This window comes from Mycobacterium sp. NGS56, from assembly GCF_059812425.1.
This window is the reverse complement of record NZ_JCALCQ010000003.1, coordinates 349,189-372,426: the sequence shown is the minus strand read 5'-3', so window position 1 is coordinate 372,426 and position 23,238 is coordinate 349,189. Positions and strand designations below refer to the sequence as shown.

Below are 23,238 nucleotides of genomic sequence, written 5' to 3'. Positions count from 1 at the left end.
GGCCGAATGGCCGCTTCGCCGCGCCGAATAGTCCATGACATGCGCCTGACCGCCGGCTATGGCCGGCCGGGTACAGTCGCGCCATGGACGTCGGGCCGGGTCTGCGGCGCACCGCGGCCCAGGGAGCACATCGGGCACCCCGAGTCACACTTCCTTCGCGCGGCGCGGCGCACCTGTCCATGCCGGTCCTGCCGTAGCCGCCGGGAGCAGCGGACGTTTTGAAATTCAGTCGGAGTTGGCCATACTCACCAGCAATATTCTTGGGTCGGAGAGCAGCACGACGCTGGTCGAACGGGAAACGGCGTCGCCTCGTGCAGCAAGTTCCGTCACTCGGCGAAAACCGCATCCGGCGGTGAAAGACGGCCGCACGTCGTTAGGTGAGGGTTAGGCGAGGTTTGTGATGGTTGATCAACTCCAGCATGCGACCGAAGCGCTGCGTAAAGCGCTGGTCCAGGTTGAGCGCCTGAAGCGCACCAACCGGGCGCTGCTGGAGCGGTCCAATGAGCCGATCGCGATCGTCGGTATGTCGTGTCGCTTCCCGGGTGGCGTGGACAGCCCGGAGGCGTTGTGGGAAATGGTCGCCGACGGTCGCGACGTCACCTCGGAGTTTCCCACCGACCGTGGGTGGGACCTGGCGAGCCTGTACGACCCGGACCCCGACGCACGTCACAAGTGCTATGTGAACAGCGGCGGCTTCGTCGACGGGGTCGCCGACTTCGACCCTGCCTTCTTCGGCATCGCGCCGAGCGAGGCGCTCGCGATGGATCCCCAGCATCGGATGCTGCTCGAACTGTCGTGGGAAGCGTTGGAACGGGCGGGGATTGACCCCAGCGGGTTGCGCGGCAGCGCCACCGGCGTGTTCGCCGGGCTCATCGTTCAGGGTTACGGCATGCTCGCCGAGGAGATCGAGGGTTACCGGCTGACCGGCATGACCTCCAGCGTCGCGTCGGGGCGGGTGTCCTACGTGCTGGGGCTCGAGGGCCCGGCGGTGTCGGTGGACACGGCGTGTTCGTCGTCGTTGGTCGCCTTGCACATGGCCGTGCAGTCGCTGCGCTCGGGGGAGTGCGACCTGGCCTTGGCCGGCGGTGCGACCGTGAACGCCACGCCCACGGTCTTCGTCGAGTTCAGCCGGCACCGCGGATTGGCGCCGGACGGACGGTGCAAGGCTTATGCGGGCGCGGCCGACGGCGTCGGCTGGTCCGAGGGCGGGGCAATCCTGGTGGTGGAGCGCCTGTCGGACGCGCAGCGGCTGGGGCATCCGGTACTCGCCTTGGTGCGCGGGTCGGCGGTCAATCAGGACGGCGCCTCCAACGGGCTGACCGCGCCCAACGGTCCCTCGCAGCAGCGGGTGGTGCGTGCGGCGCTGGCCAACGCCGGCTTGTCCCCGGCCGACGTCGATGTCGTCGAGGGCCATGGCACCGGAACCACCCTGGGTGACCCGATCGAAGCGCAGGCCCTGCTGGCCACCTACGGGCAGGATCGCAGCGAGCCGCTGTGGCTGGGCTCGATCAAGTCGAACATGGGCCATACGCAGGCCGCCGCCGGGGCGGCCGGCGTCATCAAGATGGTGCAGGCGATGCGTCACGAGACGCTGCCGGCGACGCTGCACGTGGACGCTCCGAGCCCCCACGTCGACTGGTCGGCGGGTTCGGTGTCGTTGCTGACCGAGGCGCGGCCCTGGATGGCCGAGCGCCCGCGCCGTGCGGGCGTGTCGTCGTTCGGCATCAGCGGCACCAACGCGCACGTCATCGTGGAAGCGGCTCCGGCCGAGCCGGCACGGCAGGCCGGGCCGGCACGTCCAAGTATTCCGTGGGCGGTATCGGCGAAATCGCCATCGGCGTTGGCGGCGCAGGCGGCGCGGTTGGCCGAATACGTTCGCGCGCATAGTGATCTGGACGCCGCCGACGTCGGGTGGTCGTTGGCGGGCCGCGCGACGTTTGAGCATCGGGCCGTCGTCGTCGGCGGTGACCGCGACCGGTTGCTCGCCGGCCTGGACGAACTGGCCAACGATGACCCCACCGGATCGGTGATTCGGGGCACTGCGACACCGGCGGGCAAGACCGTGTTCGTCTTTCCCGGACAGGGCTCCCAATGGCTGGGCATGGCCATCGAATTACTGGATACCGCACCGGTCTTCGCAGAACAGATTCGCGAATGCGAAGAGGCCTTCGCCGAATTCGTCGACTGGTCGCTGGTCGACGTGCTGCGTGGCGCACCCGGCGCACCGGGATTGGACCGGGTCGACGTCGTGCAGCCGGTGCTCTTCGCCGTGATGGTGTCGCTAGCCGAACTGTGGAAGTCGGTCGGGGTGAACCCGGATGCCGTGATCGGCCATTCGCAGGGTGAGATCGCCGCCGCTTGCGTCGCAGACGCGCTGTCGCTGCACGACGCCGCCCGGGTGGTCACATTGCGCAGCAAGCTGCTGACGTCACTGACCGGCCCCGGCGGGATGCTGTCCATCGCCTGCAGCACCGAACGAGCCCGGGAATTGTTGGCGCCCTACGGTAATCGAGTCAGCATCGCCGCCGTCAACGGCCGGTCGGCCGTCGTGGTGTCGGGTGAGGGCGCCGCGCTCGACGAGCTCGCCGGCTTCTGCGCCGACCTCGAGCTGCGGACTCGGCGGATCGACGTGGACTACGCTTCGCACTCGATCGAGGTCGAGGCGATCCGCGCCGACCTCGCGGAAGTGTTGTCTGGTATCGAGCCACGCTCCTCGCGCATCGCGTTCTTTTCGACCGTGACGGGAAACCGGTTGGACACAGCCGGATTGGACGCCGACTACTGGTATCGCAACATCCGGCAGACCGTGCAGTTCGACCAGGCGGTGCGCAGCGCCTGCGAACACGGATACCGGACGTTCATCGAATCCAGTCCCCACCCGGCTCTGGTCGCGGGCATCGAGGACACCGCCAACGACCATGTCAGCAGAGGCGCCGAGGCCGCTGAAGTCACGGTCATCCCCACCCTGGGCCGCGACGACGGCGGACTCGACAGATTCCTGACTTCGGCCGCCACGGCGTTCGTCGCGGGAGTGAGCGTGCGTTGGCGCGGCGCGCTGGACGGCGCCGGCTTCGTCGAGCTGCCGACGTACGCCTTTGACCGGCGCCGGTTTTGGCTGTCCGGGGAGGGAATCGCGGCCGACGCTTCCGGACTGGGACTGGGCACCAGCGAGCACCCGCTGCTGAGCGCGGTCGTCGAGCTGCCGGCTTCGGGCGGGGTGGTGCTGACGGGGCGGCTGTCGCCGAGCCTGCAGGGCTGGCTGACCGATCACGCCGTGTCGGGCACGGTCGTGTTCCCCGGCTCCGGCTTCGTGGAGCTGGCGATCCGCGCCGGCGACGAAGTCGGTTGCTCGACGGTCGAGGAACTGACGCTGCAGGCGCCATTGGTGTTGCCGGCCAAGGATTCCGGTTCGGCATCGGTCGCCGTGCAAGTGGTCGTCGGCCCCGCCGCGGAATCCGGCTGGCGCGACGTATCGATCTTCTCGCGCCCCGACGCCGGTTCCGGCTGGGTCTGCCATGCCGAAGGAACGCTGAGCACCGGCTCGGTCGAGCCGGGAGCGGACCTGTCGGCATGGCCGCCGGCGGGAGCCGTCAAGGTCGACGCCACCGACGGCTACGAGCAGTTGACCGCGCGTGGCTACGGCTACGGCCCGGCATTCCAGGGCCTGACCGCGGCGTGGGTGCGCGACGACGAGGTCTTCGCAGAGGTACGGCTGCCCGACGCCGCCGGCGGCGTCAACGGATTCGGCGTCCACCCGGCGCTGCTGGATGCGGCCATGCACGCACTGATCGTCGCTCACCGCAGTGCCGGTCAGGCCGACGAAGTGGTGCTGCCGTTCGCGTGGCAGGGCGTGTCGCTACACGCGGCGGGCGCCTCGGCGGTACGTGTGCGCATCGCACCGGCATCGACGTCGGATGGCGCCGCGGCTACCAGGGCGGTCTCGATCGAGCTGGCCGACGGACTCGGATTGCCGGTGCTGTCGGTTGGCGCGATGGTGGTGCGCCCGGTGAGCGAGCGGCAGCTGCGCGCGGGGGTGTCGGGCTCGGGTGCAGACCGGCTGTTCGAGGTGGTGTGGTCACCGGCTGCGACGACGGCGGGCAGTACCGAGTCGCCCCCGCATCAGGTCTTCGAATCCGTTGCGGCCGACGAAGATCCGGTCTTTGGATCGTATGAGCGTACGCATCAGGCGCTGGCGGCCGTCCAGTCGTGGCTGACCGAGCACGACTCCGGAGTGTTGATCGTCGCGACCCGGGGCGCGATGGGGTTGGCGGGCGAGGACGTCCCCGATCTGGCCGGCGCGGCGGTATGGGGGCTGGTGCGGTCGGCGCAGACAGAGCATCCGGGCCGCATCGTCCTGGTGGATTCCGATGCAGCGCTTGATGAAAGCGCGATCGCGACCGTTCTGACCGCCGGCGAGCCCGCGGTGTTGCTGCGCCACGGCACGGCCTACACCGCACGGGTGCGCGGCAGCCGCGCGGTCGACGGCATCATGACGCCTCCGCCGGACGGGCCCTGGCGGCTCGGGATCAGCAGCGCGGGAACGTTCGAAAACCTGCAACTGGAGCCGGTTCCCAACGCGGGCGCCGAGCTGGAGCCGGGTCAGGTCCGGGTGGCCTTGCGCGCCATCGCCACCAACTTCCGCGACGTCATGATCACCCTGGGCATGTTTACCCACGACGCCCTGCTTGGCGGCGAAGGTGCCGGCGTGGTGGTCGAAGTCGGGCCGGGTGTCACCGAGTTCGCAGTCGGCGATTCGGTGTACGGCTTCTTCCCCGATGGCAGCGGCACGCTGGTGCCCGGCGACGTTCGCCTGTTGCAGCACAAGCCCGACCACTGGTCCTACGCCGAAGCTGCGGGCATCTCGGCGGTTTTCACCACCGCCTATATGGCGTTCATCCACCTGGCCGACGTCAAGCCGGGGCAGCGGGTGCTGGTGCACGCCGCGGCCGGCGGCGTCGGGATGGCCGCGGTTCAGCTGGGCAGGCATCTGGGCCTGGAAGTGTTCGCGACCGCCAGTCGCGGCAAGTGGGACACGTTGCGGGCCATGGGCTTCGACGACGATCACATCTCGGATTCACGCAGTTTGGAGTTCGAGGAGAAGTTCCGGGCTGTCACCGGCGGCCGCGGCATGGACGTGGTGCTGGACTCGCTGGCCGGCGACTTCGTCGACGCCTCGCTGCGGTTGGTCGCTCCCGGTGGAGTGTTCCTGGAGATGGGCAAGACCGACATCCGCGACCCGGGCGTGGTGGCCCAGGAGTATCCGGGTGTCCGCTACCGCGCCTTCGACTTGTTCGAGCCCGGCCGTCCCCGGATGCATCAGTGGATGTTGGAGCTCGCGGGGCTGTTCGACGCCGGGGCGCTGGAACCGTTGCCGGTCACTACCTTTGACGTGCGACGCGGACGCAGCGCGCTGCGTTACCTGAGCCAGGCCCGCCACGTCGGCAAGGTCGTCATGACCCTGCCTTCTGGGCCAGGTGCCGGGCTCGGTGCGGGCACGGTGCTGATCACCGGCGGGACGGGCATGGCGGGTTCGACGTTGGCGCGTCACCTGGTGGCGCACCACGGTGTCGAGGACGTGGTGTTGCTGAGCCGGCGTGGGCCGGACGCGCCCGGCTCCGCCGAGTTGATCGCCGAGCTGCAAACCGCGGGTGCCCGGGCGCGCGTGGTGGCGTGCGACGCGGCCGACCGGGCAGCGCTGGCGCAGGTGATCGACGACATTGCTGCGCAGCGGCCGCTGTCCGGCGTGATTCACGCAGCCGGCGTGCTCGACGACGCGATGGTCACCTCGCTGACCTCCGAGCGTGTCGACGCGGTGTTGCGGGCCAAGGTCGACGCCGCCTGGAACCTGCACGAGTTGACCCGCGAGCTGAATCTGACCGCCTTCGTGATGTTTTCGTCGATGGCCGGGCTGGTCGGTTCGTCGGGCCAGGGCAACTACGGGGCGGCGAACTCGTTCCTGGACGGGTTGGCCGCGCACCGACGGGCGCACGGGCTGCCGGCGATCTCACTGGCCTGGGGGCTGTGGGAGCAGGCCAGCGCCATGACCGGTGGGCTGGACGCGGCCGACCTGGCCCGGCTGGGCCGCGACGGGATCTTGGCGCTGTCCTCGGATCAGGCCATGGAACTCTTCGACACCGCACTGATTGTCGACGAACCATTCCTGGCGCCGGCCCGCATCGACCTCGGCGCGCTGCGGGCCCACGGGGTCGCGGTGCCGCCGATGTTCAGCGATCTCGTCAAAGTCCCGACACGGCGGCGAGTCGACGACTCACTGGCGGCTGCGAAATCGAAGTCGGCGCTCGCGCATCGCCTGGAGGGGCTGTCGGAAGCCGAGCAGCACGCCGTGCTCCTGGACCTGGTGCGTTCGCACATCGCCACCGTGCTGGGCAACACCACTCCCGAGGCGATCGACCCCGACAGGGCGTTCCAGGAGTTGGGTTTCGACTCGCTTACCGCGGTCGAAATGCGCAACCGGCTCAAAACCGCGACCGGACTGGCGCTTTCGCCCACCCTGATCTTCGATTACCCGACGCCCAACGGCCTGGCCGGCTACATCCGCACCCAACTCGCCGGCGTCCCCCAAGAGGTCAAGCATGCTCCGGTCGCTCGCGCCACCGATGACGATCCGATCGTGATCGTCGGGATGGCGTGCCGCTACCCGGGTGGGGTGAATTCCCCCGACGACCTGTGGGACATGTTGGCCGAAGGCCGCGACGTGCTCTCCGATTTCCCGACCGATCGTGGCTGGAACTTGGCCAACGTGTACAACCCCGACCCCGATGTTCCGGGCACCTGCTACACCCGCACCGGCGGCTTCGTAGACGGTGTCGCGGACTTCGACCCCGCCTTCTTCGGCATCGCGCCCAGCGAGGCGCTGTCCATGGACCCGCAACAACGCATGTTCCTCGAGCTGTCCTGGGAAGCGTTGGAACGGGCGGGAATTGACCCCGGCACGCTACGCGGCAGTGCCACCGGAATGTTCGCGGGGGTGTACACGCAGGGCTACGGCATGGGTGCCGCGCCGGCCGCGGAAGGCTTCCGGCTGACCGGACAGTCGTCGAGTGTGGCGTCGGGCCGGGTGTCGTATGTGCTTGGCCTGGAAGGCCCGGCGGTCTCGGTGGACACGGCGTGTTCGTCGTCGCTGGTGGCACTACACATGGCCGCGCAATCGCTGCGCTCGGGGGAGTGCGATCTGGCTCTGGCCGGCGGCGTCACCGTCAACGCCACCCCCGACATCTTCGTGGAGTTCAGCCGCATGCGTGGGTTGTCCGAGGACGGCCGCTGCAAGGCCTTCGCCGGCGCGGCCGACGGCACCGGATTCTCCGAAGGCGGGGGCATGCTCGTGGTGGAGCGCCTGTCTGACGCTCAGCGCCTGGGGCATCCGGTGCTTGCCATGGTGCGGGGCTCGGCCATCAACCAGGACGGCGCCTCCAACGGGCTGACCGCGCCCAACGGTCCCTCGCAGCAGCGGGTGGTGCGTGCCGCGCTGGCCAGTGCCGGATTGACGGCGGCGGAGGTGGACGTGGTCGAGGGCCACGGCACCGGAACCACATTGGGCGATCCCATCGAGGCCCAGGCCCTGCTGGCCACCTACGGCCAGGATCGCGGCGAGCCGCTCTGGTTGGGGTCGATCAAGTCGAACATGGGTCACACGCAGGCCGCCGCCGGGGTGGCCGGCGTGATCAAGATGGTCCTGGCGATGCGTCACGAGACATTGCCGGCGACGCTGCACGTCGATGAGCCCAGCCCGCACGTCGACTGGTCGACGGGCTCGGTCTCGTTGTTGACCGAGGCGCGCGCCTGGAAGCCTAAGCCCGACAACCGACCCCGCCGCGCGGGTGTGTCCTCGTTCGGCATCAGCGGCACCAACGCGCATGTCATCGTCGAAGCCGTGCCGGCCGAGGAGCCGCGCATCGTGGACGGTCCCAAGGCTCCGGTGGTGCCGTGGCCGGTCTCGGCGAAGTCGCTGTCGGCGTTGAACTCTCAGGCCGCCCGGTTGGCGGCCCACCTGCGGGCCCACCCGGACTTGGACATCGCCGATGTGGGGTGGTCGCTGGCCGGCCGATCGGCCTTCGAGCAGCGGGCCGTCATCGTCGGGGACGATCGCGACCGGCTGCTGACCGGGTTGGACGAGCTTGCCGGCGACGACTTGGGCGGCTCGGTCATCCGCGGCGCGGTGACCACCGGCAAGACGGTCTTCGTCTTTCCAGGCCAGGGATCCCAGATATTGGGCATGGGCATGGGATTACACACCGGTTATCCGGTGTTCGCCGAGGCGTTCAACGCCGTCGTGGCCGAACTGGATCGCCACCTGCTTCGCCCGCTGCGCGAGGTGATGTGGGGGCACGACGACAACCTCTTGCACAGCACCGAATTCGCGCAGCCCGCGCTTTTCGCCGTGGAAGTCGCCTTGTTCCGGCTGCTCGAATCCTGGGGTGTGCGGCCCGACTTCGTGATGGGCCACTCGATCGGCGAGTTGGCGGCCGCGCACGTCGCTGGTGTGCTGTCGTTGGAGAACGCCGCGGTCTTGGTGGTTGCCCGGGGCCGGTTCATGCAGGCGCTGCCCGAGGGCGGCGCGATGGTCGCGGTGCAGGCCACCGAAGAAGAGGTGCGCCGCCTGCTGACGCCCTCCGAACAAGCCAGCATGGGCATCGCCGCGGTCAACGGGCCGACCTCGGTGGTGATTTCGGGTGCCCAAGAAGCTGTGGCCGCAGTGGCCGATCAGCTCCGCGCCGACGGCCACCGAGTGCACCAGCTGTTCGTGTCGCACGCGTTCCACTCGCCGTTGATGGATCCGATGATCGACGAATTCGGCACCGTCGCGGCCGGACTGGCCATCGGCAAGCCCACCATCCCGATCGTGTCCAACGTGACAGGTCGCCTCGCCGGAGACGACTTCGCCTCGGCCGCATATTGGAAGCGACACGTGCGCGAAGCGGTGCGATTCGCTGACAGCGTGCGTTTCGTGCACTCCGCCGGCGCGAACCGCTTCCTCGAAGTGGGTCCGAGCAGCGGACTGACGGTTTCGATCGAAGAAACACTCACCTGCGATCCGACGGCAGCCCCGGTGACCACGATGTCCGCCCTGCGCAAGGACCGCCCGGAGCCGGTCGCCCTGGTGAACGCCCTGGCGCAAGGGTTCGTCGCGGGAATGGATGTGGACTGGCGCGGCGCCCTGGGCGACGCCAACCTCGTCGAGCTGCCCACGTATGCCTTTGACCGCCGGCGCTTTTGGCTTGCCGCCGACGCCGCCCCGGCCGACGCCGCGGGCCTGGGCCTGGCGGCCAGTGAACACGCCCTGTTGGGCGCGGTGGTGGAACTGCCGTCCACCGGCGGGGTGGTGCTTACCGGCAGGCTGTCGCCTGGCGTGCAGGGCTGGCTGACCGATCATGCCATCGGCGGTGTCGTGCTGTTCCCCGGCGCGGGATTCGTCGAGTTGGCGATCCGCGCCGGCGACGAGGTGGGTTGCGGAGTCGTCGACGAGCTGAATCTGGCGGCGCCGCTGGTGTTGCCTGCCGGTGGTTCGGTCGCCGTCCAGGTTGTGGTCGGCGGTCCGGACGATTCGGGTGCCCGTGCGGTGTCGGTGTTTTCGCGGACTGAAGCGGGCTCGGGATGGTTGCTGCATGCCGAAGGAGTGCTGCGCGCGGGATCGGTGCAGCCGAGCGCTGATCTGTCGGCGTGGCCGCCGGTCGGTGCGGTCCCGGTGGACGTGGGCGACGGGTACGAGCAATTGGGCGAGCGCGGTTACCGGTATGGTCCGGCGTTCCGCGGCCTGACGTCGATGTGGCGCCGCGGTGAGGAAGTCTTCGCCGAAGTGTCGCTGCCCCTCGACGCCGGGGTTTCGCCGGCCGGGTTCGGTGTGCACCCGGCGATGCTCGACGCGGCATTGCACGCGGTCATGTTGGCCTCCAACAGCGAGGAGCTACCCGAAGGTTCGATGCTGGTCCCGTTCTCCTGGCAGCAGGTGTCGTTGCACGCCGCGGGGGCGGGCGCAGTGCGCGCACGGATCGTGCCGGTCAGCCCGTCGGCGGTGTCGATCGAATTGGCCGACGGGCTGGGGCTGCCGGTGCTCTCGGTGGCGTCGATGGTGGCTCGCCCGGTCACCGACAAGCAACTCCTGGCCGCGGTGTCGAATTCGGGACCGGACCGGCTATTCGAGGTCATCTGGTCCGCTCAGCCGTCGGCGGCGGTGCAGACGGTATCGGTGTGCGCTTGGGGTGCAACGGAATTGGACAGCGCCGAGGCCGATCGGTCGGCGGTGCTGTTCGAATCGCAGCCCGTGTCCGGGGATGTGATCACCGATGTGTACGCGGCTACACGGGCGGTGCTGCCCGTGCTGCAGTCGTGGTTGTCCCGCGACGGCGCCGGGACGCTGGTGGTGGCGACCCGGGGCGCGATGACCCTGCCGGGCGAGGACGTCACCGATTTGGCCGGTGCGGCGGTGTGGGGGCTGGTGCGGTCGGCCCAGACCGAGCACCCGGGGCGGATCGTGCTCGTCGATACGGACGCTCAGCTGGATTCTGACGCGATCGCAGCGGTTCTGGCGCTCAACGAGCCCCAGGCGATACTGCGCAACGGTACGGTCTACACCGCACGCGTGCTCGGCAGCCGCGCCGTCAGCGGTCTGCTGCTGCCACCCGACGACGGACCGTGGCGACTCGGCATGAGCAGCCACGGCACGATCGAGAACCTGCGCATAGAGCGGATTCCCGACGCCGACGTGCCGCTGGGTCCCGGCCAGGTGCGAGTGGAGCTGTCGGCCATCGCGGCCAACTTCCGTGACGTCATGATCGCGTTGGGTCTCTATCCCGACCCCGAGGCGATCATGGGCATCGAGGCCGCAGGCGTTGTCTTGGAAACTGGGCCCGAAACCGCTTCGCCCGAAGGGCGTTTCGCCGTCGGCGACCGCGTCATGGGGCTGTTCCCAGACGGCACCGGAACCATCGCCAAGACCGACGAGCGTCTGCTCGCCAAGGTGCCGGCCGGTTGGTCACACACCGCCGCCGCGACGGCGTCCGTGGTGTTCGCCACGGCGAACTACGCTCTGGTGGACCTGGCCGGCGCCAAACCCGGTCAGCGGCTGCTGGTGCACGCCGCGGCCGGTGGGGTGGGAATGGCCGCGGTCCAGCTGGCGCGCCACATCGGTCTGGAAGTGTTCGCGACCGCCAGCCGCGGCAAGTGGGACACCCTGCGGGACATGGGCTTTGACGACGACCACATCGCCGACTCGCGGACCCTGGAATTCGAGGAGAAGTTCCGGGCCGTCACCGGTGGGCGCGGCATGGATGTGGTCTTGGACTCGCTGTCAGGTGATTTCGTCGATGCGTCGCTGCGCCTAATGGCCCCAGGCGGGGTCTTCCTCGAGATGGGCAAGACCGATATCCGCGACCGCGAGGTCGTCGCGCGGGACCACCCGGGTGTGCGCTACCGCGCGTTCGACCTCTTCGAAGCCGGTCCGGATCGCATCGCGGCGATGCTCGACGAGTTGGCCGCCATGTTCGGCGAAGATGTGCTGCGGCCGTTGCCGGTCACCAGGTTCGATGTGCGACGTGCACCCGCCGCGCTGCGCTACCTGAGCCAGGCGCGCCACGTCGGCAAGGTCGTGATGACCATGCCCGACGCGTGGACGGCCGGCACGGTTTTGATCACCGGCGCCACCGGCATGGCCGGCTCGGCGGTCGCCCGACACGTCGTATCCCGCCACGGCGCACGCAATCTGGTGTTGGTGAGCCGCCGCGGCCTGGACGCACCGGGCGCGGCGGAGCTGGTCGCCGAACTGAACGCGGCCGGTGCACACGTGGAGACGGTGGCCTGCGATGCCGCCGACCGCGAGGCCCTGGCCAAGGTGATCGCCGAAATCCCGATGCAGCGTCCGCTGACCGGCGTAATCCATGCCGCCGGCGTTCTGCATGACGCGGTGGTGACATCTTTGACGCCCGACCGGATCGAATCCGTACTGAGGTCCAAGGTCGACGCGGCGTGGAACCTGCACGAATTGACCAGCGACCTCGATGTGTCGGCGTTCGTGATGTTCTCGTCGATCGCCGGGCTCGCGGGTGCCTCGGGTCAGGCCAACTACGCGGCCGGCAACTCGTTCCTGGACGGGTTGGCCGCGCACCGGCGGGCGCACGGGCTGCCCGCGATTTCGCTGGGCTGGGGCCTCTGGGATCAGGCCAGCGCCATGACCGGTGCGCTGGGTGCCGCCGACCGCGCCCGGTTCGGCCGGGACGGGATCGTCGCCATGTCCTCGGATCAGGCGCTAGAACTCATGGACACCGCGCTGATCGTCGATGAGCCCTTCATGCTGCCCGCCCACATCGACCTGGCGGCGTTGCGGGTCAAGTTCGACGGTGGCACGTTGCCGCCGATGTTCGTCGATCTGATCAACGCACCGACGCGTCGCCAGGTCGATGACTCGCTGGCCGCCGCCAAGTCGAAATCCGCTCTGCTGCAACGCCTCGAAGGGCTGCCCGCAGATGAGCAGGAGGCTATCCTACTGGATCTGGTGCGCGCCAACATCGCGACCGTGCTGGGCAGCGCCAGCCCGGAGGCCATCCACCCGGACCGGGCGTTCCAGGAGCTCGGGTTCGACTCGCTGACCGCCGTCGAAATGCGCAACCGCCTCAAAGCCGCGACCGGACTGTCGCTTTCGCCGACGCTGATCTTCGACTATCCGAACTCCGCCGCGCTGGCCGGCTACATGTATCGCGAATTGGTCGGATCCACCGACCAGACCGTGGCGGCCCCCCCGCCGGGAGAAGCCGAGATTCAGCGGGTCGTCGGATCCATTCCGGTCAAGCGCCTTCGCCAGGCCGGCGTGCTGGAGCTCTTGCTCGCCTTGGCCGACGAATCGTCGAGTCCCAACGCGCCGTCGGAGGTGACTTCTTTCTCTGCGGAGAAGGACATCGCCGACATGGACCTCGACGACCTGGTCAACGCCGCGCTGCTGGACGACGACGAATAACCATGAGTCGCGCCGGCGACGAGCGGAGCGTAGCGAATGAGGAGCGGCGCAATTGAGTGAGGGCTCTTTGTGAGAATCGCGGTCACCGGCGCCAGCGGCGTGCTCGGCCGCGGTCTCGCATCCCGGTTGCTCAGTCAGGGCCACGCCGTTGCGGGGATCGCGCGGCATCGCCCGGAAAGCTGGCCGAGTGCGGCTGATTTCGTGACAGCCGACATCCGCGACGCCGATGCGGTCCGACGTGCCCTGGCCGGCGCGGACGTCGTCGCGCACTGCGCATGGGCAACGGATCCCGGACGCGACGGCGAGATCGCTCGGCAGGTCAACATCGGCGGCACCCGCAATATTCTCGACGCGATGGCCGAAACCGGGTCCAGGAGAATCGTGTTCGTATCGTCGGCACACGTGTACGGCGGGGGAGAAGCGCCGAAGACCGAACACGACGCCACGGCCCCGGTAACTGCCGAAGGCCGACTCAACGCCCAGACCGAACGGATGCTCGCGGAATCGGGCGCGGAATGGGTCGCGATCCGCTCCGCGTTGATCCTGGGGCGCAGCGTCGACAACTGGTTACGCCGCCTGCTCGCATTGCCGGCGTTGCGCGACCGGTCGGGTGATCGGCGCTTGCAGGTCGTCCACCTCGACGACGCGCTTTGGTTGTTGAACAGGGCAGTCGTAGAGACCGAAATCATCAGCGGTCCAGTTAATCTCGCGGCGCCGGGGTGGCTGACCTTCCGGGAGCTCGCCGACGCGCTGCGCCGCCCGGTCGCGCGGCTGGGCTTCGACCCGGCAGAGCTGCGGCTGGTGCAGGGCGCCCCGCTGATGGACACCTCGCTGCTGGAAGCAGAGTGGAAATTCCGCCCAGCGTGGGAAGCCGGCGAATGTGTCCAGGACTTCGCGCTGGCGGTGCGCGGCCGGGTCACCGTGGGCAAGCGGGTGGTATCGCTGCCGTGGCGGCTGGCCCACATTCAAGACTTGCCCTCGGTCGACGCGCCGAGCGACGACGGCGTCAAGCCCAATTGGGCGGGCGTAGAAGGGGATAACGGGGAGTTCGACACGCCGATCGATCCGCGTTTTCCCACCTTTCTGGCCACCAATTTGTCCGAGGCGTTGCCCGGTCCGTTTTCGCCCGCGTCGGCATCGGCGACGGTGCGCGGGCTGCGGGCCAGCGCCGTGTGCGTCGCCGAACGGTTGCGGCCCGGAGGCACGATCCAGCGCGAAATCGCGATGCGCATGGTCGCGGTGTTCGCCCACCGGCTGTACGGTGCGATCACGACCGCGCACTTCATGGCCGAGACGGTGCCGTTCGTTAAGCCCACGACGGTGGTGAGCAACAGCGGGTTCTTCGGCCCGAGCATGGCCGCCCTGCCGATCTTCGGTGAAGAGCATCCGCACGCAGATACCGGCCGAATCCGCAAGCAACTGCGGACGGTTCGCAACATCGGGGTGTTCGGCGTCAACCTGGTCAGCCTGTCGGCAGGCGCGCCGTTGGACACCCGCGAGTTCGTCGCCGATGTGGATCGCCTGGAACGCTTGACCGAAGGCGACCTCACTCGGCTCGACGATCGTCGGCTGCTCAGCCTGATCTCGCTGGCGCGTGACCAGGTAGTGCACGGCTGGGTGCTGGCGGCGGGTTCGTTCCTGCTGTGCGCCGCTTTCAACGTGCTGCTGCGCGGGCTGTGTGGGCGAGACATCGCCGCGCCAGCTGGGCCGGAATTGGTCAGCGCGCGTTCGGTCGAGGCGATGCAGCGGTTGGTCGTCGCCGCGCAGCGTGATCCGAAAGTGACGGCATTGCTGGCCGAACCGGGGGCCAGGCTGGACAAGCTCGCCGTCGAGACACCGCAATTCCATGCCGCCCTGCTGGACGAGCTGACGCTGATCGGGCACCGAGGCCCCGCCGAGCTCGAGATGCTGTCGACCAGCTACGCCGACGATCCCGAGCTGCTGGTCCGGATGGTGACCAGGGCGATGAGCGCGCCGTCCGCGCCACAACCGGAGCGGCCCCGGATTCCGTTGCATGCCAAGCCTATTGCGGCGCTGGCCACCCAGCAACTGCGCGACCGTGAAGTTCGCCGCGACAAGGTGGTTCGCGCGAACTGGGTGCTGCGCACGCTGCTGCGCGAGTATGGGCGTCGGTCGGTCGAGGCGGGGATCTTCGATGCCGACGATGATGTCTTCTATCTGCTTGTCGACGAGCTCGATGCGCTGCCTGCGGATGTGGGCGCGCTGGTGGCCAGGCGCCGGGCCGAACAACGTCGACTTGTCGCGGTGGCGCCGCCGACGGTCTTCAGCGGAAGTTGGCAGCCGACCGCGACCGCGTCGGCGGCGCTGCCCAGCGGGGGCACCCTGCGCGGTGTTGGCGTGTGCGGGGGCCGGGTGCGCGGCCGGGTGCGCATCGTGCGGCCCGAAACCATCGACGACCTACAACCCGGCGAGATCCTCGTCGCGGAGGCGACCGACGTCGGCTACACCGCGGCCTTCTGTTACGCCGCGGCCGTCGTCACCGAACTCGGCGGCCCGATGTCGCACGCCGCAGTGGTGGCCCGCGAATTCGGCTTCCCTTGCGTGGTGGACGTCCAAGGCGCTACCAAGTCGCTGCCGTCGGGCGCCCTCGTCGAGGTCGACGGCACGACGGGCGAGATTCACGTGCTCGAGCTTGCCGCCGGCGAAGCGTTGAGCTAGTCGAACTCCATCTCCAGATCGACCGGCCCGCTGAGCCCCAGCATCGGTTTCCAGCGCGCCGGTGCGACGCGGCGAGGGTTGGTCATGCGCCGAGCGAGGACCTTGAGTGCCCCAGCGAGCTCCGTTCGGGCGAGATTGGCGCCAAGGCAATAGTGGGCGCCGCCGCCGAACGTCAAAATGGGCGGCGGGTCCTCGCGGGTGATGTCGAAGCGGTCCGGGTGCGGATAGACCTCTGGATCGCAGTTGGCGGCAAAAGTATTCACCGAAATGAAGGTGCCCGCCGGAAAGGTGTAATCGGCGAAGGTGACGTCCTCGAGGACGGTGCGCAACGTGGTGCAGACCGCAGGCGAATGGCGCATGCATTCCTCGACGGCCGGCATCGCAAGGCCGGGATTGTCGCGGAGCATCGCCAGCTGAGCGGGGTGATCACACAGCGCGTGCATGCACGCGGCCAGTTGATTGCGGGTGGTGTCGGTGCCGGCGCTGAGGATGCTGAACGCCAGCATGCGCATCTCCGCGTTGCTCAGCCGGTCGCCGTCGTCCTGGGCGCGGATCAGTTCGGAGATCAAGTCGTCGGTCAACCGGCTCCGCCGTTCGGCGATCATGTTGTCGATGTAGGCGTCGAACTCGTCCCATGCCCGCATCACGATGTGTTGTTCGTTCGCCAGGTCGGAGTCGAACCTCACGATCTTGAAAATGTCCTCTGCCCATAGGGAAAACTGCTCCCAGTCCTGGGGAGGCGCGCCCAAGAGTGCGCAGATGATCGGGATCGGGTATGGCCGGGCGACGTCGGCGACGAAATCGCATCGGCCTTCTCGGCCATCTGAGGCGACCCGGTCGATCAACTCATTGACCACCGCTTCAATGGTGTCCTCCATGCGCACGGACGCCCGCGGCGTGAATGCCTTGGACACCAGACCGCGCAGCCGCCGATGTTCCTCGCCCTCCATGCCCAAGATGGTGCCGAGCACCCGGTCATAGAGCGGGCCGGACGTTATCCCGCGGGCCGTCATGTGCATGCCGGGCGGGAAAACGAACCGCGGGTCGCGAAGTATCCCGCGGGCGAGTTCGTAGCCAAGCACCTCGGGTCCCAGTGGCCCGATGGCTATCGGTGACCGCTTGCGCACCTCGTGGATGCGCGGGGCGACCTCGTGCACGGTGTCGGTGATGTCGTAGTGCAGTGCCGGGAGGTCGGCATCGAAGACGCCAGGTGCTGCGGTGTCAACGCTCATCGTGTCCTCCTTAGGCCGAAATCAGCTCGGCCGGTAGCGCTTTGGGGCCATACCGTCTCGCATCACGGAATATTGGTCGCGAGGAACGTCAGTGGCAGGCCCAGGATCGACACGTCGTTTTCGTCGAGATAGGTGCCCTCACCCTCCATGTGCTGCCGAAATCGTGTGGTCGCGCCGTAGCGGCCGGCGACGGCGTCGCCGGCCGCAGCTTCCGGGACTCCGATGACCACGGTGAACACGCCGTCGCCGTGACGCTCGAGGAACTCGGTCACCGAAACGGCCACCTCGCCGGTGGATCCCGGGATGGGGCTGATCAGCTCGATGCCCCGACTCCAATCGAGGTGGATGTCGAGACCGAGCTCGGTTAGTTGCAGGGGCTCCAAGACGAATCCGAGATCGCTGAACATCTGCGCCGCGGCGGCGTGTCGCTGCGGGGCGATGGCGAACACGACGTGGTGGAGGGAGGGTCCTTCAGGCATCGGGTCCTCCTATCGTGAATTCGCGCGGAGGACGCCGCGCGGAAGTAGCAGGGGCAGGTCGTTATAGGTGACGATGCCGGGAGCTGCGGCGACGACGGCGGGTATCGCGGTGATCGCCGGCATCGCGGTGATGGTCAGCCCCAGCATGATGTAGTCGTCCAGCGTCTCGCCCGCAAAGTCCGGCGGCGGAAGGAAACTCAGCGTGGTCTTGATCGTCGGCTGGCCCTGCACCTCTATCGTGTAGCCCATGTCCAGCGGCCAATCCGGGTCCAGCGATTGCCCCTTGCGCCATCGTCCGCGGATCTCGATGACCTCCCGATCTCCGACAATTCCCTTCCAGCGGACGTCCACGCCGGCCACGCACCCCTTCTGGATCGTCCAGTCGCCGGGAAGACGGAGTTCGTCGGTGGTTTGGGCGTATTCGGCTTCGCAGCGCACGTCGTCCAGCTCGGCACCCAACGCGTCGGCGATCAGCAACACGCCGTCGCGGAAGATGCCGGAGCCCTTTTCGGTGATGGCCGCAAGGTCCGGGTGATCGATGGGATAGCCGAAGCCCATGGGTATTTCGGTTGCGGGTGAGTTGTAGATGGTGGTGTCAACCGATTCCAGCATCGAGACCTTGTCCACTCGGTCCGAGAGCCCCGCCGACACGATGGCGAACAACTGGATGAAACCGGGGTTGATGCCGCTGCCGAAGATGGTCGATCCACCGTCGTGGCAGGCCTGCGCGATGCGTTCTCGTCCTACGCCGAGGAAGTGGCCGGTGATGAAACCGGCGGTGCCCACGACGTTGATGCCGGCGCCGAGGATACGGACCAGCTCGTCGACGTCGGCGAACATCGGGTTGTAGACCACGCAGTCCGGCTTCAGTGCGAGCAGTGCGTCAATGTCGTTGGTGGCCTTGATGTCAAGCGGTTCGATCCCGCACAGCTCGCCGACATCACGCCCCGCCTTCTCCGGCGACCAGGCGTAGCATCCGACCAATCGCAGCGTGGGGTTGGCGGCTATCGCTTTGACCGAGCTCTTGCCGACGTTACCCGTCGTCCACTGGACGACCCGGTAGGTCAACGGGCCGACCCCGTCATGGGTGTGACGCCGCCTGGTGTTGGGCCGCTTGACGGGCCAGCCTGTCGTTGTGGATCTTGACGAGTTCACGAAAACCCAGCCGGTGATATTTCGGTATCGGCTGGATGCCCCACACGTCCTGTGCGGTCGGCTTGCCTTCGGCGCCCTCGGGCGGTCCGAACGGTGGATACGGGTATTTGCATTCCAGCGTGTCGTTGGAGTATCGGATCTTGAGCAGCTCACTACAAATCTGGGTGAGGCTCAGCGTCGGGTATCCGTAGTAGACGGCCATGAACGGCAGCGTGAAGGCACCCTCGATCACCAGGGCCACCAGGCACACCAACACGGCACGCTTGATCCATTTGTGCATCCGCGCGTAGTACAGCGTCGTCCCCGGTTCGAGAGCTGCGCTCGGGTCGTTGTCTTCGGTGGTCGACGATGCGGAAGGACTGGTCATGGCACGCTCCTTGCTAGTCGGAGAAGATTTCGCGATTGACGGTGTGCAGGTAGGGGATGGCCAGGAACGGGGTGATGTAGAAGATGTCGTAGAGCCACCAGCCGATCACCGGGAAGACGACACCGGCATATCGCACGTCGGCGAACATGGTCATGTTGAAGACGTAGGCCGACCAGATCACCACGCCCATCCAGCAGGTGATGACCATCCACTGATGACCCCAGCGCTTCATTTGTAAGAACCCGATGGCCGCCGCCACCCGCATCGAGAAGACCGTCAGGATCAGGCCGGCGACATAGGCTTTCTCGCCAGGCCCCGCTGCGCCCCCGACCCACAGCTCGTTGTAGTGCCAGAAATAACCGGCGTCGAACATGTTGCCCCACCCGACCATCAGGACGCGGTTGATCAGCGTGTGGTTGGCCACCAGGTCCAGGGCCCAGCCCAGGCTGTTGAGCATCCCGTCGATCAGCACCAGATAGCCGATCAGGGTGACGATCATGGGCCGGACCGACAGGCCGGCGCGCAGCGCCTGGCGCTGTAGCCATACCCCACGCATGAAAATGGGAAATCCGATCAGGCCCGGCGCCCACATGCCCATCAGCGCGGCGCCGGCGACCATCCACGTGTCGGCGCGGCGCTGAGCTCGGCGGGATTCTTCGTGGTGATCCTCGAGGCTTACCGATTCCTCGGAGCTGGCTGGTATGCCGTCCGAATGTCGTTTCAGCAGAGGTATGTTCACAGATCCCACCATCCGCGGGCAAACGACATGTAGAGCTGGATGCCGAACATCACGAGCAGGTAGCCGTAGATGAAGATCTGGAAGACTATGAGCGCCCTCTTGCGCTTCTCCTCCTGTCGGTCCATGCCGGTTGCTCCTTTCTAAGAACTGCTTGATGCGGCGGACGTATTCGAGCTGCCGAGGCTGGCAGCCGCGACTTCGCGGAGCCCGTCGGTGACCGCACCCTCCGTGCTCAGCGGCGCGAGTATGCATGCGTCGGCCGCATCCAACTCGGTTGCGCCGGCGGCTATCAACTGCGCAGCGGTAACCAGTACCCGGGTGGACGGCGGCTCGAAGTGGAAGGCTTGGTCAGCGGTGCGGATCGCGACGGCGCATGCGACCAGCCGTCGCGCGGTGGCCAACGGGATTCCCGATTCGGCGACGATCACCTCGGCCTCACGGCCCGGCGGCAGATAGTGCATCGCCAGCGTGGCGAACCGTTGCCGGAACGAGGGTTTGAGCTCCTTGAGTGAGCTGCGATAGGCGGGGTTGTACGAGCACACCAGCATGAACTCCTCGGGCGCTTGCACGACCTCGCCGGCGCGGTCGAGGTAGAGCGAGCGCCGGTGATCGGTAAGCGAATGCAGGATGGCCAGGGAGTCGTGGCGGGCCTCGACGACTTCGTCGAGGTAGCAGATGGCGCCGGCTTTGACGGCCCGGGTCAGCGGGCCGTCGGTCCAGACGACATCACCGCCCGTGACCATGAAGCGGCCGACGAGATCGGAGCTGGTGAGGTCGTCGTGGCAACTGATGGTGACGACGGGCCGCTGCAGCAATGTGCCCATGTGCTCGACGAACCGGGTCTTGCCGCAGCCGGTGGGGCCGGTGAGCATCACCGGGATACGTCGGTGGAATGCCTGCTCGAACAGCTGAACTTCGTTGCCGTTGGCGAAATACGTGTCGGTGGTCATCTCTTCCTCAGCGGGTCGGCGTTCAGGCGGCGACCAGTTCACGGTGGACATGGGCCAGTACCCGGGGCAGCTCCTCGATGCGCCGGATACGCTGCGACCGCCGGGGCCCGAACACCTCGGGTAGGGGATCGACGCGGGTGGGTCCAACACCCACGTAGTAGATGGACACCCCGGCCTGGTTGGCCTCCTCGACGGCGTGCGCGGCGTCGGCCCAGGCATACCGGCCTTCGTACCCTTCATCGGAGATCAGGCCGTCACCGATAACGATCAGCAGGCGGCGCTCGGCGGCCTGCGCCAGCAATCGGTTCGTCAAATGGCGCAGGGGCGCACCGAGCCTGGTGTATCCGCCGGTGGACAAGCCCAGCCGGCTCGGCGGTACGAACCGGCGGTCTTCGAAGTCCTTGAGGCAGCGAACTTCGACTCGATGGCGAGTGTTGCCGGTGAAGACGAAAACACCATGTCGCTCACGTGCCAGCGTCATTGCACGCGAAAGCGCATCGGCACAGGCCAATTCCAGCTGAAAAATGCGGCCGCCATGCACGCCCAACGACGAACTGCCGTCGAGCAGCAGCGCCGTGGTGACATCGCGGCTGCCGGGCAGCAAGTCGCGGAATACCTTGGGCTCTTTGGCCTCGCCGGTCACCAGGTCGATGTAGTGGCTCACGTATTGGTCGACATCGAGGTCAGAGCCGTCTTCGAGGCGATCCGTCATCGCGCGGTGCGTGTGCTCTTCGAACCACTTGCGCACGTCGACGGCCACCGGCACTGGGCGGCGGGCGTGCCGACCGTCTTCATGTTCGGCCCGCTCTATCAAGGCGACGTGGTCGCGCAGGAATCGCTGTGTCCACATGTTCCATTCGGGATAGGGGATCCCTGGCCGATGTTCGGGTGTGACGTCGAGGTCGTTGTCCTGCGGCCGGCTCGGCGGCGGCAGGTTGGGGTTGCGGACACCCCCGTCGCCCCCGACCGGAACCGAATATGGTCGCGGCATACGTTTCTGCGTCGTGGTCCAGGGCATCCTGCCGAAGCTGCGTCGCAATTTATCGGTTAATCCCTGCGGCGCCGTGTACGCCCACGGCAACGAGCCCAGCAGCGGATGAATGGACAGTTCCTGGCCCGTGGCCGCCAATAGGATTGCCCGCTTGAGCATTTCGTCGCCGGCCAGGTCGCCGGATTCGGTGGGAACGTCGGGCAGGAGTCGTCGGACCTCCGGGAGCAGGCCCGGCCAGCGCGTGGCGATCCAGCCGAGGGCGACGCCGGCCTCGACGAGCGTGAGTGCACGCAGCTCGCGGGCGGAGAGCTGGTTGAGGCGATACTGCGTGACGCGTTCTTTCGATGGTGAACATTGCAGGGCCACACCACATGTCAGTGTCCTGCGCGTCCAATCGGTCATCGCAGGATAGGGGACGTGAACGAAGGTGAGGGCTGGATTCAATCCGAAGCCACGCCGGTCGCCGGTGACCAGCCGGACGCCTTCGCGGCGTTGGTCGCTCAGCGCGACCGCCGTCACCGAGCAACCCCGCTCCAGCGCCATCGCTTGACCGTCGAATTGTTCAACCATCGGTCGATTTCCGTGCGTCGCGGCAACCCGCTTGACTGCTCAGAACGTGCCGATGTTCGAGAACAGCCAGTACCAGAACCAGATGATCAGTCCGGTCCCGCCCCACGCGGCGACGTAGCGAAGGATCTCCCACAAATAGCCCATGATGTGACTTCCTCGGTGACGTAGTGGATTTCAGCCCGCGCATTTCAGTCGGAGAACAGTTCGCGGTTGACGGTGTGCAGGTAGGGGATGGCCAGGAACGGGGTGATGTAGAAGATGTCGTAGAGCCACCAGCCGACGACCGGCAGCACGACGCCAGCGAAGCGCACGTCGGCGAACATGGTCATGTTGAAAACGTAGGTAATCCAGATGACCACGCCCATCCAGCAGGTGATGACCATCCACTGATGACCCCAGCGTTTCATCTGCAGGAAACCGATGGCCGCGGCGATGCGCATGGTGAAGACGGTCAGAATGAGGCCGACTTCCAGTGCTTTTTCGCCCGGGCCCGCCGCGCCGCCGACCCACAGTTCGTTGTAGTGCCAGAAGTAGCCGGCGTCGAACATGTTGCCCCAACCGTTGAGCAGCACGCGGGCCAGCAGGGTGTGGTTCGCCACCAGGTCAAGGGCCCACCCGACGGTGTTGATGGCGGCGTCGATGATGACGAGATAGCCGAGCAACGTCACCAGCATGGGCCGAACGGACAGGCCATCTCGTTGGGCGCGGCGCTGCAGGCGAACTCCCCAGAGAAACAGCGGCAACCCCAAGACGCCCAGTGCCGCGGTACCGATCAAGAGACTGCCCGATACGAGCCACTTATCGGCCTGGCGCTGCGCGAGGTGCGAGCGTTCCATGTGTTCGTCGATTGTCAGACTCGCCTGCGCGGCGCCGCTGGAGATTGCGGCGGAGTCATCGCTGCCGGCATTGCGCTGGTGCAGCTTCGGCAGATTCACAAACCCTCCACGTCTCCTGATTGGGTCAGCTTGTGCACTATAACAGGCTGACTGTAGTCAGCAGAAGGCCTGTGAATCATCTAGTACAACCAACGGGAAATCGGAACCGGCTCGCGTCAGTTAGTCTGACGTGTTTGATGGAATAGCGGCCGGATTCGAGTCCGGCCCCCCGCAGTC

11 protein-coding genes are annotated in these 23,238 nt (G+C 67.3%); 2 read left to right on the top strand and 9 right to left on the bottom strand.

The window, feature by feature from the left end:
- The first annotated feature begins 400 nt into the window (after nucleotides 1-400).
- Together AC5Y4F_RS11885 and AC5Y4F_RS11880 are read left to right on the top strand one after the other, a co-directional pair.
- Complete coding sequence (locus tag AC5Y4F_RS11885; RefSeq protein WP_499996849.1) at nucleotides 401-12,964, top strand: type I polyketide synthase; 12,564 nt, start codon at nucleotides 401-403, stop codon at nucleotides 12,962-12,964.
- A 69-nt stretch (nucleotides 12,965-13,033) separates the two neighbouring features.
- Entirely contained in the window at nucleotides 13,034-15,643 is a 2,610-nt protein-coding gene (locus tag AC5Y4F_RS11880) for a sugar epimerase family protein (protein WP_499996846.1), read from the top strand.
- Here the strand turns inward: AC5Y4F_RS11880 and AC5Y4F_RS11875 are convergent.
- The 9 genes from AC5Y4F_RS11875 to AC5Y4F_RS11835 form a co-directional block, all read right to left on the bottom strand.
- Nucleotides 15,640-16,875 (bottom strand): cytochrome P450, encoded by a 1,236-nt coding sequence (locus AC5Y4F_RS11875; RefSeq protein ID WP_067930950.1) that lies wholly within the window; start codon nucleotides 16,873-16,875, stop codon nucleotides 15,640-15,642. The two genes, AC5Y4F_RS11880 and AC5Y4F_RS11875, sit on opposite strands and share 4 nt — an antisense overlap.
- Nucleotides 16,876-16,937: 62 nt before the next feature.
- Nucleotides 16,938-17,354, bottom strand: a complete 417-nt coding sequence (locus AC5Y4F_RS11870; RefSeq protein ID WP_067930947.1) for a hypothetical protein — start codon at nucleotides 17,352-17,354, stop codon at nucleotides 16,938-16,940.
- A 9-nt stretch (nucleotides 17,355-17,363) separates the two neighbouring features.
- Entirely contained in the window at nucleotides 17,364-18,422 is a 1,059-nt protein-coding gene (locus AC5Y4F_RS11865) for an NAD(P)H-dependent amine dehydrogenase family protein (protein ID WP_067930944.1), read from the bottom strand.
- 13 nt (nucleotides 18,423-18,435) lie between these two features.
- Nucleotides 18,436-18,876 (bottom strand): hypothetical protein, encoded by a 441-nt coding sequence (locus AC5Y4F_RS11860; RefSeq protein ID WP_067930936.1) that lies wholly within the window; start codon nucleotides 18,874-18,876, stop codon nucleotides 18,436-18,438.
- 13 nt (nucleotides 18,877-18,889) lie between these two features.
- A complete protein-coding gene (locus AC5Y4F_RS11855) occupies nucleotides 18,890-19,615 on the bottom strand; it encodes a hypothetical protein (RefSeq protein ID WP_231986266.1) in 726 nt (241 codons plus the stop codon).
- On the bottom strand, nucleotides 19,612-19,740 hold the full coding sequence (locus AC5Y4F_RS11850; RefSeq protein ID WP_255353594.1) for a hypothetical protein: 129 nt from the start codon (nucleotides 19,738-19,740) through the stop codon (nucleotides 19,612-19,614). The genes AC5Y4F_RS11855 and AC5Y4F_RS11850 overlap by 4 nt, the downstream gene beginning before the upstream one ends.
- Nucleotides 19,741-19,755: 15 nt before the next feature.
- Nucleotides 19,756-20,565, bottom strand: a complete 810-nt coding sequence (locus AC5Y4F_RS11845) for a CbbQ/NirQ/NorQ/GpvN family protein (RefSeq protein ID WP_067931011.1) — start codon at nucleotides 20,563-20,565, stop codon at nucleotides 19,756-19,758.
- Between the two features lie 22 nt (nucleotides 20,566-20,587).
- Nucleotides 20,588-22,126 carry a nitric oxide reductase activation protein NorD gene (locus AC5Y4F_RS11840; protein ID WP_499996839.1) on the bottom strand — a complete coding sequence of 513 codons (1,539 nt, stop codon included), beginning with the start codon at nucleotides 22,124-22,126 and terminating at the stop codon, nucleotides 20,588-20,590.
- Nucleotides 22,127-22,314: 188 nt separating this feature from the next.
- Entirely contained in the window at nucleotides 22,315-22,962 is a 648-nt protein-coding gene (locus AC5Y4F_RS11835) for a hypothetical protein (RefSeq protein ID WP_197520462.1), read from the bottom strand.
- Nucleotides 22,963-23,238: the final 276 nt, after the last annotated feature.